12 protein-coding genes are annotated in these 11,780 nt (G+C 72.7%); 1 reads left to right on the forward strand and 11 read right to left on the reverse strand.

Annotated elements, in window-relative coordinates:
• Positions 1–11 precede the first annotated feature (11 nt).
• Positions 12–722: a 4'-phosphopantetheinyl transferase superfamily protein gene (locus O7631_RS23250; RefSeq protein WP_278146161.1), complete on the forward strand. Its 711-nt coding sequence runs from the start codon at positions 12–14 to the stop codon at positions 720–722.
• Here O7631_RS23250 and O7631_RS23255 read toward each other — a convergent pair.
• The 11 genes from O7631_RS23255 to O7631_RS23305 form a co-directional block, all read right to left on the reverse strand.
• Positions 617–2,005 (reverse strand): class I adenylate-forming enzyme family protein, encoded by a 1,389-nt coding sequence (locus O7631_RS23255; RefSeq protein ID WP_278146162.1) that lies wholly within the window; start codon positions 2,003–2,005, stop codon positions 617–619. The two genes, O7631_RS23250 and O7631_RS23255, sit on opposite strands and share 106 nt — an antisense overlap.
• A 288-nt stretch (positions 2,006–2,293) precedes the next feature.
• Positions 2,294–3,121: a M55 family metallopeptidase gene (locus O7631_RS23260; RefSeq protein WP_278146163.1), complete on the reverse strand. Its 828-nt coding sequence runs from the start codon at positions 3,119–3,121 to the stop codon at positions 2,294–2,296.
• A gap of 150 nt (positions 3,122–3,271) precedes the next feature.
• Positions 3,272–3,589 carry an antibiotic biosynthesis monooxygenase family protein gene (locus O7631_RS23265; RefSeq protein WP_278146164.1) on the reverse strand — a complete coding sequence of 106 codons (318 nt, stop codon included), beginning with the start codon at positions 3,587–3,589 and terminating at the stop codon, positions 3,272–3,274.
• Positions 3,586–4,818, reverse strand: a complete 1,233-nt coding sequence (locus O7631_RS23270) for a beta-ketoacyl synthase N-terminal-like domain-containing protein (RefSeq protein ID WP_278148005.1) — start codon at positions 4,816–4,818, stop codon at positions 3,586–3,588. Before O7631_RS23270 ends, O7631_RS23265 begins: the two co-directional genes overlap by 4 nt.
• A gap of 182 nt (positions 4,819–5,000) precedes the next feature.
• Positions 5,001–6,275 (reverse strand): beta-ketoacyl-[acyl-carrier-protein] synthase family protein, encoded by a 1,275-nt coding sequence (locus O7631_RS23275; protein WP_278146165.1) that lies wholly within the window; start codon positions 6,273–6,275, stop codon positions 5,001–5,003.
• Positions 6,272–6,676 carry a cupin domain-containing protein gene (locus O7631_RS23280; RefSeq protein WP_088989433.1) on the reverse strand — a complete coding sequence of 135 codons (405 nt, stop codon included), beginning with the start codon at positions 6,674–6,676 and terminating at the stop codon, positions 6,272–6,274. The genes O7631_RS23275 and O7631_RS23280 overlap by 4 nt, the downstream gene beginning before the upstream one ends.
• Entirely contained in the window at positions 6,669–7,424 is a 756-nt protein-coding gene (locus O7631_RS23285) for an SRPBCC family protein (RefSeq protein ID WP_278146166.1), read from the reverse strand. Before O7631_RS23285 ends, O7631_RS23280 begins: the two co-directional genes overlap by 8 nt.
• Positions 7,421–8,863 (reverse strand): acetyl-CoA carboxylase biotin carboxylase subunit, encoded by a 1,443-nt coding sequence (locus O7631_RS23290; RefSeq protein WP_278146167.1) that lies wholly within the window; start codon positions 8,861–8,863, stop codon positions 7,421–7,423. Before O7631_RS23290 ends, O7631_RS23285 begins: the two co-directional genes overlap by 4 nt.
• Before the next feature lie 19 nt (positions 8,864–8,882).
• Positions 8,883–9,386, reverse strand: coding sequence for an acetyl-CoA carboxylase biotin carboxyl carrier protein (gene accB, locus O7631_RS23295; RefSeq protein ID WP_278148006.1), 504 nt, complete (start codon positions 9,384–9,386; stop codon positions 8,883–8,885).
• A 17-nt stretch (positions 9,387–9,403) separates the two neighbouring features.
• On the reverse strand, positions 9,404–11,143 hold the full coding sequence (locus O7631_RS23300; protein ID WP_278146168.1) for an acetyl-CoA carboxylase carboxyltransferase subunit alpha: 1,740 nt from the start codon (positions 11,141–11,143) through the stop codon (positions 9,404–9,406).
• Positions 11,140–11,478: a TcmI family type II polyketide cyclase gene (locus O7631_RS23305; protein ID WP_269679039.1), complete on the reverse strand. Its 339-nt coding sequence runs from the start codon at positions 11,476–11,478 to the stop codon at positions 11,140–11,142. The genes O7631_RS23300 and O7631_RS23305 overlap by 4 nt, the downstream gene beginning before the upstream one ends.
• Positions 11,479–11,780 lie beyond the last annotated feature (302 nt).

An 11,780-nucleotide genomic window follows, 5' to 3' on the forward strand; every position in this document is an offset into this window, starting at 1 on the left:
AACCTCTCTGGGTGGGCCAGCTGACGGCGTCCGGTCGGGACACCGCCTACGTGTGGGTCGGTCGGGACACCGGCGGTCAGCCGGATCCCGCCGCTGATCTGCTGCGTCAGGCGGGCGGTCTGCTGCTCGACCGTCCGGCTGCCGAGCTGCTGCTGACGCACGACCGCGCGGGGCGGCCGATGGTCCGCACGGCCCGGTCGCAGCGGCTGCCGGTCAGCGTCAGCCGTACCGCCGGAATCGTGGTGGTCGCCGCCCGCGCGGCGGGCGCGGTCGGGGTGGACGTGGAGCGGGTCCGTCCGCTGCCCGCGCTCGCGCTGGCCCGCCGCTGGTTCCCGCCGGCCGAGTCGGCCTGGTTGGCCGATCGGCCCGAGGCCGGCCGGGCAATGGACTTCCTGCGGCTGTGGACCGCGAAGGAGGCGGTGGGCAAGGCGCTCGGGCGAGGGCTGCGCGGCGGCGGGTTGCTCCGGGAGATGCCGTCCCCGGGGTGGCCGTGCCGACCGGTGCCCGGCGCGGAGACCCTGTGGGTCGGGCACCCGCCGCTGGGCGGAGACCTCGTCCTCGCCGTCGCGGTGCACGCGACGGCCCAGGTCGAGGTCACTGTGGTGCAGTGGCCCGGTCATGACGTGACCGCCGAGCGCAGCGCGTCGGTGGAACGGACCAGCTTGCCGGTGGTGGTGCGGGGCAACTGGTCGAGCAGGCGCAGCACCCGAGGGCGCTTGTAGCCGGCCAACCGCTCAGCGAGGAGCTTGTCGAGCGTCTCCTCCGACAGCGGCCCGTCCGGTTGGACGTACGCGGTGATGCCGTCGTCCCACACCACCACCGCGGCGGCCACCCCGGGCAGTTCGGCGACTGTCGTCTCCACCTCGGTCAGGTCGACCTTCATGCCGCCCACGGAGACTTGCGAGTCGAGTCGACCGCGCACGGTGACCAGGCCGGTGTCGGGGTCGACGGTGCCGGCGTCGCGGGTGTGCAGCCAGCCGTCGGCCCAGCGGGTCGGGTCACTCAAACCGACGTACGGCGACGCCGGGCAGGACACCCACAGCTCACCGCCGGACTCGCGGACCTCGATGCCGGGCGCCGGTGCGATCGACGGTCGGTGCGACCCGTGCAGGTCGGTGCCGATCACCCCGACCTCGGTCATCCCGTACATGTTGCCCAGCGGCACGCCGTACCGGTCGGTGAACGCACGGGCGACCGCGGCCGGCACCAGCTCACCACCGGTGGTCATCCGCCGTAGCTGCGGCAGCGGGCCGGCCGGCCGGGTGGACGCGAGCAGTCCGATGTGGAAGGGCACACCCAGCACTGTCGCCGGCGTCGGGTCGGCGGCGATCGCGGCGAGAACGGCGTCACCACTGAGCCGCTGCGGCGGCACCAGCTCGACCCCGGCGTGCAGCCCGTAGAGCAGGCCACCGACCAGGCCGAGCACGTGCACCATCGAGGGCAGCAGGATGATCCGCTCGCCGGGCAGGGCGACGCCGTCGATCTGCGTGTAGCGGAGCACCTCGGCGACCAGGTCCGCCGCCGTGCGACCGATCACCTTGGACGGTCCGGTGGAGCCGGAGCTGAGTTGGATCACGGCGTGACCGCTGACCGCCGGGCTGTCGGCGTACCGGGTGACGCCCTCGGTGACGTCGACGAAGATCCGCAACGCGCCACCGCCGCTGCGGATCGGCGCGACCACCACCTGCGGGGTGAGCCGGACCAGGGCGCGGTCCACCTCGTGGTCGGTCAGCCGGTGGTCGAGCAGGATCGCCTGCGCCCCGGCGCGCCAGGTGGCGAGCAGGTTCACCACGTACGCCAGTGACGGCGGCAGCCGCAGCGCGGCAGCCCCACCGGGACGCAGTCCGGCCGCGACGAGCCGCCCCTGCGCGGTGCTGACCAACCGGTGCAGGGTGGCTCGATCGACGGGTTCGGGCAGACGGAGACAAATGTCGGTAGAACGGCCCGCGAACAGGATTTCGTCCACCCATCCGGGGTCTGTCGCCGTAGGATCTTCTGCCGCCACTGCCGTTCACCGCCCAGCATCAATTAGGGCAAATATGCCCATGGCGTACGCTTGTCGGGGTGCTGCGGGGAACCATACGACGCGCACAGGACCATTGCTAGATGCAAATGGATGGATCAAAAGAAGCGGCCAGCCGGATTGCCGACAGCCCGTTCGGCGGGCAGGATCAGGCGCGTGCCTCGGCAGAGTGTCACCGAGGCATGACGCCTCGTACCACCGTCGCGCGCCCTCAGCCGGACGGCCGATGGCCACTCGGCCAGCGGGTGATCGCGCTGACCCGTACCGGCGCTAGCTGGGTTTGATGCTGGCGAGTTGGACGAGCAGCTGGACCAGCCGGTACGCCTCGGCGACGTCGGCGGCCTGGAAGGCGACCGTCCGGCCGCCGCCGACGCGGGCCACGCCCGGCACCAGGATGGCGAGATCGACCATGTAGGGGCCGTAGAGGTCGACCTCGACGTCCAGCGGCCCCGTCATCGTCACCGGGGCGATCGAGGCGCGCCGTGCGATGGCCTCGGCGGCAGCGTGGCGCAGCCGCTCCCGTGCCTCCTGCGGATGCAGGGCCACCGCAGCGGCCTGGCCCAGAGTCTGCTTGACGGCGACGGTGACCGCCGACGGCACCAGCTCACTGAACTCCGCACAGGCGGTGTCGTCTCCGCTCAGCAGGACGACGGGCGCGTCGAGGTGGCCCGCCATGGCGACATTGAGCCCTATCTCGCCCAGCGACCGTCCGGCCACCCGTACGTCGAGGACGGCATCACTTATCGTGTGGGCCAACACGGCGGGCCCGGCACCGGCCCGGGCGTGGTAGCCGACGAGCAGAACGGCATCGGTGTGCTCGTCCAACCCGGCGAGCATGCCCAGCGGGCGGGGTTTACCTCGCACGAGGTGAGCACGCCGGTCGAGGTCCTCCGGCAGGAGGTTCCGAAACGTTCCATGTGCGTCGGCGACCCACACCACCGCGGCGGGTTCGGCGTCGAGCACCCCGGCGATCACCGCATTCGTCTCGGCCGTCATGAGCGCCCGGCCGCGTTCGTAGTCGTACCGATCCGGGTTCGTCTCGGTGGGATGCACAATCCCCGAGATGCCCTCAAGGTCCACAGAGATCAGTACCTTCATGGGTTCAGGACCCTACGCGCTCAGCGACGCCACCGGGGTCGACCTGAACCACGCCCATGATCAAGTGATGAAAACTAGGCCAGGGACGGTCCTGACGACTATTTTTCATCACCTGATCATGGAAACAGCGCCTCGGCGGGCGCGGACCCGTCAGGCCAGGGCGGGTGTCTGGGCGTGAATGTGGAAGCGCAGCGAACGGGCGTCGGTGAAGCACTCCCGCATCGGGCGGACGAGGTCCCGGTGCTCCGGGCTGCGTTCCCAGGTCTCGAAGTCGGCGAGGCTCGCCCACTCACTGGTGATCAACCACTGTTCCGGGTCGGTCGACGAGCGGCACACCTGGTCGACCAGGTGCCCCGGCACCCCTCCGGCCACCAGATGCCGCACCTCCTCGTAGGCGGCGAGGAACGCCTCGGTGCGCGACGCCGGCACCCGCACCAGGAAGACCACCCGGGCCCGCTGCTCGCTCATGATGCTTCTCCCATCGTCGGCGCGGCACCCCGCAGGACCAGCGCGCTGTTGAAGCCGTCGAAGCCCCGCGCGCAGACCAGCGCGAGGCGGTTGCGCGGCCGGCGGTGCTCGCGCAGGAAGTCCAGCTCGCACCCGTCGGCCACCTCGTCCGGGCCCGCCGAGGCCGGCAGCGTGTCGTGGGCGAACGCGAGCAGCGCGGTCGCCACGTCCAACGCCGACCCACCCTGATACGCCCGCCCGGTCAGCGGCTTCTGGGTCGACACCGGAGGCGGCCGGTCGCCGAACACCGCACGCAGCGCCTCGGCCTCGCTGCGGTCGTAGCGGGGAACCCCGAGCGCGTCGGGCAGCACCACGTCGATCCCGGCCGCCGCGACGCCGGCCCGGTCCAGGGCCAACCGCATCGCCCGCGCGTACTGGGCCGGGTCTCCCGCGCTGTCCGCCGTGGTGTGCGCGGCGTCGTGGGTGGAACCCCAACCACTGACCTCGCCGTAGACCCGGGCGCCCCGGGCCAGGGCGTGCCCCAACTCCTCCACCACGAACACCGCTCCCCCCTCGGCCGGCAGGTAGCCGCTGGCCGAAGCGTCGAACGGCAGGTACGCCCGCTGCGGGTCGGTCACCTCACTGAGCAGACCGGAGCGCAACTGGCACGCCAACGCGTACGGGCTCAGCGGACACTCGGTCGCCCCGGCGATCACCACCGGGGTGCCCCGGCGCACCGCGCGGGCCGCGTGCGCGAGGCTGTCCAGCCCGCCGGCCGACTCCGCGACCAACACCCCGCTCGGGCCCTTGAACTGGTGGTGGATGGAGAGCTGCCCGACACTGGCCGCGTAGAACCAGGCGATCGACTGGTACGCCCCGACCGTCCGCGACGCCCCTCCCCAGAGGCGTTGCAGCTCCCGCTGGCCGAACAGGTTGCCGCCGGACGAGCTGGCCAGCGTCACCGCGTACCCGTACGGGTCGGCTGCCCGCTCGGGCAGGCCGGCGTCGGCCAACGCCAGCCGGGTCGCCGCGAAGCCGAGGTGCGTCCACCTGTCGGTCTGCACCAACTGCCGACTGTCCGCGTAGGAGTCCGGGGTGAAGCCGGGCACCTCCCCGCCGTTGCGGGTCGGGTAGCCGGACGGGTCGAACAACGTGATCGGACCGGTCCGCCGGACGCCGGCCAGCACCGTACGCCAATGCGCGTCCGCGCCGATGCCACTGGGCGCGACCACACCGATGCCGGTCACCACCGCCCGGGCCGACGGGGCGCCGACCCCGTCCCGCTGCCGAGGAGCGCCCCCGCCCTCACGGTGCCCAACGGCGCGCGCGCCGCCGTCCTCCTCGGCGGCGCGAGCGCCCCTGTCCTGCTCGGCGGCGCTCACGCCCCCGTCCTGCTCGGCGGCGCTCACGCCCCCGTCCTGCTCGGCGGCGCTCACGCCGCCACGCTCCCGGGCAGTCGGCGGAACACCATCGCCGACTGGAAACCGCCGAACCCGCTGCCCACCGACAGGGCCACGTCCACCGGGACCTCCCGCGCCTCGTTCGGCACGTAGTCCAGGTCGCACTCCGGGTCCCGGGTGCTCCAGTTCGCCGTCGGGGGCACCACACCGAACTCGATCGCGAGAGCACACGCGGCCATCTCGATCGACCCGATCGCACCCAGCGAGTGCCCGACCATCGACTTGATCGAGCTGATCGGCACCTGGTACGCGCGCTGACCCAGCGCCCGCTTGAACGCGGCCGTCTCGTGCCGGTCGTTCTGCCGGGTACCCGAACCGTGCGCGCTGATGTAGGACACCTGCTCCGGGATGATCCGACCCTGCGTGAGCGCATCGGTCACGGCGAGGCTCATCTCCAACCCGTCCGGCCGCAACCCGGTCATGTGGTAACCGTTGCTGCGGCTGGCGTACCCGGCCACCTCGCAGTAGATGTGCGCCCCCCGCCGCAGGGCGTGCCCGGCCTCCTCCAACACCAGCACCGCCCCACCCTCGGCCAGCACGAACCCGTGCCGGTCCGCGTCGAACGGACGCGAGGCGTGCGCCGGGTCGTCGTTGTCCGGGCTGGTCGCCTTGATCGCGTCGAACGAAGCCACTGTCACCGGCGAGATCGGCGAGTCCGACGCCCCGGCCAGCATCACGTCCGCCTCACCGTCCACGATCATCTGGTGGGCGTACCCGATGGCGTCGATGCCGGAGGTGCAACCGGTCGACACCACCTGCGCCGGGCCGTGCCACCCGTGCCGGCAGGCCACGTCCGCAGCGAGGCTGCTGGGCACCAACGCCTGATAGAGGTACGGGCCACCGCGCGCCGCGTCGACCAGCCACCGCTGGCCGTTCTCGCTGACCGTGACGTACTCCTGCTCCAACGCCATCGTGCCGCCCACGGCGGTGCCCAGCACCACCCCGGCCCGGTCCCGCTCCGCGTCGGTGAGCACCAGCTGGGCGTCGGCGAGCGCCTCGGCGGAACACGCCAGCGCGAACTGGACGTACCGGTCGGCCCGGCGACGCTCGGCCTCGCTGAGCCCCGCCGCGACCGGGTCGAAGTCGCACTCGGCGGCGATCTGCGACCGGAACGGCGACGGGTCGAAGAAGGTGATCCGCCGGGTGGCGGTCCGCCCCTCGGTGATGGTCTTCCAGAACCGGTCCCGGCTCGCGCCGCCCGGGGCGACCACCCCGACCCCGGTCACCACCGTGCGGCGCCTGGTCATGACCCGCCCCGCTGTTCGACGAGCTCGGTGTCGACGTGCCCCAACTCGGGGCGCGGGGCGAGCGGACCCAGGTGGAAGACCACCTCGGCCGGTTCGACGCCGGTGTTGCGCAGCCGGTGCCGGACGTTCACCGGAACGAACAGGCCCTCGCCGGTGGCCAGCAACGTCGGCTGGTCGTCCAGGTCGACGGTGATCGCGCCGCGGACCAGGTACAGGAACTCCTCGCTGTACGGGTGGTAGTGCTCGGCGATCCGCTCCCCCGGCGCGAGGGTGGCCACCCCGAGGAATCCCGAGGTGCTGCCGACGGTGCGGGGGCCCAGCAGCACCCGCAGCTCACCGCCGCGCCGCCGGTCGGCGGGTACGTCCCGGGCGGCGACCGGCCGCGTGCTCAGGTCACTCATCGTCGGCCTCCGTCGACTCGTCGCCGGCCGCCGGGTGGCAGTGGTCGGCGCGTTGCCGGGCGATCCGCTCCACCCGGTCCTTGATCACTGCGAGTTGGATGACGCTGTTGGTGTTGATCCGCTCGGTCATCGCGGCGTTGTCGACGGGTGCTGTCGGCTTCATGGCGAAGTCCTGCGTCCAGGTCATCCGGGTGCCGCCGTCCTCCTCGGTGTAGCGCCAGTGGATCCGCATGTACTCGAACGGCCCGGTCTCCACCCGGTGCGCCCGCACCTGGCGGCTCACCGGGTCGGAGGTGCGTTCACTGACCCAGCTCCAGGACACCCCGTTCTCGTCGGGGTACATGGTGAGCCGGAACCGCACCGTGTGCCCGTCGCGGTGCAGGATCTCCACCACGGCGTACTCGGTGAACAGCTCCGTCCAGTTCGCCACGTCGTTGGTGACCTCCCAGACCACCGCGAGCGGCGCGTCGATGACCACGCTGTTCTCGGTGTGCCCGGGCGGGTCGGCGCGGTTGGCGACCAGGTCGGCCACCGCCGGGATGCTCAGCTGCCCGGCCTGCTCGGGGATGCTCACCTGCCACCTGTCGGCGACGACCGCGGAAAGTTCCAGCAGGGCGAGTGAGTCCATGCCCAGCTCCTCCAGGGACGCGGCGGGCGCCCGGGCCGCGGCGTCGGCGTCCAGCCCGCAGTGCGCCACCAGGATGTCGGTGATCTCGGCGGTCATCGGGCGACCATGGGTGACGGTCATCGGGTCCTCCTGTTGGGTACGTCGGGCGTCGCGGCGGACGCGGGGCGCGGTGCGGGGGTGGCCGTCGGCCGCTGTGCGGGCGCCGCACCGGGCACACCGAGCAGACGGTCGACCAGGCGCGTGGTGTAGCGGCCTTTGCGGAACGCGGCGTCGTCGAGCACCCGCCGGACGAACGGGATGGTGGTGTGCACACCCGGGCCGGCGATGTCGAACTCGTCGAGGGCGCGTTCCAGCCGGTTGAGGGCCAACTCCCGGTCGGGTGCCCAGACGATGACCTTCGCCAGCAGCGAGTCGTACCAGGGGCCGATCACGTAGCCGGCACTGGCGTGGGTGTCGACCCGGGTGAACGGGCCGCCGGGTGGGGTGAAACGGTCCAACCGGCCGGGGGTGGGGGCGAAGCCACGCCCCGGGTCCTCGGTGTTGACCCGGCACTCCACAGCGACGCCACGCAGGCGGATCTCCTCCTGCCGCCAGCGCAGCGGCACCCCGGCGGCGATGTGCAGCTGCTCGTGCACCAGGTCGATCCCGGTCACCATCTCGGTCACCGGGTGCTCCACCTGGATCCGGCAGTTGATCTCCAGGAAGTGGAACTGTTCCTCGGCGTCGACCAGGAACTCCAGCGTGCCGGCGCCGACGAAGCCGACCTCCAGCGCACCGCGCAGCGCCGTCTCGGCGATGGTGTCGAGCACGGCGGCGGGCAGCGCCGGGGCGGGTGCCTCCTCCACCAGTTTCTGGTGCCGGCGTTGCACCGAGCAGTCCCGGGTGCCCAGGTGCACCCCGTTCCCGTGGGAGTCGCAGAGCACCTGCACCTCGACGTGCCGCGCCTCGGTGAGGTAGCGCTCGACGTACACCCGGTCGTCACCGAAGGCGGCCTGCGCGGCGGCCCGGGTCCGGGTGTACGCCCGGCGCAGCTCGCCCGGGGTGCGGACCACTGTCATTCCCCGGCCGCCGCCCCCGGCGGCGGCCTTCACGATCACCGGGTAGCCGACGGCCTCGGCGATCTCGGCGGCCGCGGCGGCGGTCGGCACCGGTGCGACGCTGCCCGGCGACAGCGGCAGGCCGGCGCGGCTCATCAGGGCCCGCGCCGAGGACTTGTCGGCCAACGCGGCCATCACCGCCGGCGGCGGGCCGATGAAGGTCAGCCCGTTGTCCGCGCAGATCTCGGCGAAGTCGGCGTCCTCGGAGAGGAAACCGTAGCCGGGGTGCACTGCCTGCGCGCCCACCTGCCGGGCGGCCTCCACGATGGCCGCGGCGTTGAGGTAGCTGCGCCGGCTCGACGCGGGCCCGATCCGGATCGCCTGGTCGGCGTGGCGGACCGCCGCCGAGTCGGCGTCGGCGGCGGAGTAGACGACGGCCGTCCGTACGCCCAGCTCCCGGCAGGCGCGCAGCACCCGCAGCGCGATCTCGCCCCGGTTGGCGATCAACACGGTCTCGAACATCGTCACGCACCCCGCGCCGTCACGCCGGGTCCAGTTCGACCAGCGGCTGGTCGTACTCCACCGACTGGCCGTCCTCGACGAGGATCGCGACCACCCGACCGGCGCGGTCGGCGGTCACCTCGTTCATCAGCTTCATCGCCTCGACGATGGCGACCGGCTGGCCGGGCCGGACCAGGTCCCCCACCGCGACGAACGGGCGCGCACCGGGCTCCGGCGACCGGTAGAACGTGCCGACGATCGGCGCCCGCACCGCGGCGCGTCCGGGTGCCGACGGTGGGGTCGACGCCGCCGGTGGGCCGGGCACCGGCGGTGCCTCCACCATGGCAGGCGTTGGGGGTACGTCGGATCGGGTCACGTTCTCCGGGTGCCACTCGACCTCGAGGACGGCCGGTCCGCTGCGCAGCCGGATCCGCCGCACCGGCCCGGTCAGCTCGGCGATCAGGTGCTGCGCCTGCCGGCGCAGTCCGGCCAGCGCCTCCTCCTCGACGACCTCGGTGCCCTCGGGCGCCTCGACCGTCGACACCGCCCCGTTCTCGGCGCTCACCGGACACCTGCCCGCTGACCGGCACGGGTCGCGCCGAACCGCCGGAACCGTTGCCGGCGGAGGCGGACCAGCATGGCCGGCGGCACGTCGAGCAGGGGCAGCAGATTCGCCAGCAGGGCGGCCCGCAACCGCAGCGCGGTCTCCGCCGGGTCGTCGTGCGCGGCGGCGGGCGGCTCCGGTACGACCTCGTCGACCACGCCGAGCCGGCGCAGGTCGGGGGCGCTCAGCCGCAGCGCCCGGGCGGCCTGCGGTGCCGCCGACCGGTCCGGCCAGAGGATCGCCGCGCAGCCCTCGGGGCTGATCACCGAGTAGACCGCGTTCTCCAGCATCAGCACCCGGTCGGCGACGGCGAGGGCCAGCGCGCCGCCGCTGCCGCCCTCACCGGTGATGACCGCGAGCACGGGGGTGGGCAGCACGGTGAGGGCGAGGATGTTCTCCGCGATGGCCGCCGCCTGGCCGTGTTCCTCGGCGCTCACCCCCGGGTCGGCGCCGGGGGTGTCCACCAGGGTCACCACCGGTAGGCCGAGCCGGGCGGCCAGGCGCATCAACCGCAGCGCCTTGCGGTGCCCGGCCGGGCTGGCCATGCCGAAGTTGCGGGCCACCAGTTCGGCGGTGGTGTGCCCCTTCTGGTGTCCGATGACCATCACGTGTCGGCCGGCCAGCCGCGCCAGGCCGCCCACGATGGCCGGGCAGTCCGCGCCGAGCCGGTCGCCGTGCAGCTCCACGAAGCCGTCGAAGACGGAGTCGAGGTAGTCCAGTGTGGTCGGCCGGCCCGGGTGCCGGGCCATCCGGACGGTGTCCCACGCGTCGCGTACCGCCGGGGTTCCGTCCGCTTCCGGGGTCGCCGGCGGCACCGCGGCGACCTCGTCGGCGGCGAGGCGCTCGCGGTGCGGCGCCGGCTCCTGCCGGGGTACGCACGGGCGGGTCGGAGCGCCGGCGTGGGTCGCGGCGAGCAGCGCCACCAGGCGTCCGCGCAGTGACCGGCGCTGCACTACCATGTCGACCTGCCCGTGCCGGAGCAGGAAGTCGGCGGTCTGGAAGCCCTCCGGCAGCGCCCGGCCGGTCACCTGACGGATCACCCGGGGGCCGGCGAAGCCCATCCGCGCGCCGCTCTCGGCGATCACCAGATCGGTGTTGGTGGCGAACGACGCGGCCACTCCACCGTAGGTCGGGTCGGTCAGGACGCTCACCGTGAGCAGACCCGCCTCGCGCAGCGCGGCGATGGCCTGGCTGACGGTGGCCATCTGCATCAACGACAGCACGCCCTCCTGCATCCGCGCTCCACCGGAGGCGGTCACCAGGACGAGCGGGATGCGCTCGTCGAGCGCCCGTTCGGCGGTCCGGGTGATCAGCTCACCGACGGCGCAACCGAGGCTGCCGCCGAGGAACCGGAAGTCCATCACCGCCATCGCGGCCGGGTGTCCGCCGATGGTGGCCGTGGCACAGACGACGGCTTCGACAAGGCCGGTGCTGGCCCGCGCGGCGGTGAGCCGGTGCGGGTAGGGCAGCACGTCGACGAAGTCGATCGGGTCCGCCTCCGGCAGCCGGTCGGCCAGTGGGCGCAGCGATCCGGGGTCGACGAGTTGGCGCAGGCGCTCCGGTGCGCCGAGTCGGGTGTGCTCGCCGCACTCCGGGCAGACGTCCAGATTGCGGCGTAACCGTTTGCGGTAGAGCAGGCTGGCGCAGCCGGCGCAGCGGGACCAGAGCTGCTCCTCACGCGGTGCGGTGGCCGTCACGACCGCCCTCCGGTGTCCGGGGCGTCGAACCGGTAGAAGCACTGCGCCATGGCGTCACGCGGTGAGCGCCAGGTCGACAGGTACGGCGAGACGTACGGGCGCAGGCGGTCACTGACCCGGATGAACTCGGGGTGTCCACGGGCGGCCTCGACCGCGCCCTCCGTCGGCTGCTCGGTCTCCAGCAGGTGCACGTAGAGGTCGTGCAGGCGGTACAGCGAACGGTGCCGGACGCCGACCAGGCGCGGCAGCTCCGTCGCGTCCGACTCGGCGAAGATCTCGGCGACGCGCTCCGCAGCGGCCGGATCCACCTTCGCGACGATCAGCGATCGGTCCATACTGGGCCTCCCCCCACGGCGTCCGACCGGCGACGGGTGGTCCCCGGACGCGCTGGACGACTGCCCACACGATGCGGCAGTCCTCGTCACGGCGGCGTCACCACGCAGGGCCCACCGTGGACGCACCTTCGTGACGCTGCGTTGACGCAAGCTGTGTATCAGCTATGCGTCAGCCACGCGCCAAGGTCTCGATCGATCTGACGTTTATGCAGTTCAGAACCGATCTCAGGTTGACTGTCGCCAATAGAAGGTCCACGTCAACATTGACGCAACGTGACCGTTATTGATAATCTTCACGGTGG

Source organism: Micromonospora sp. WMMD967 (genome assembly GCF_029626165.1).
In the GTDB taxonomy this organism is placed as follows: Bacteria; Actinomycetota; Actinomycetes; order Mycobacteriales; family Micromonosporaceae; genus Micromonospora; species Micromonospora taraxaci.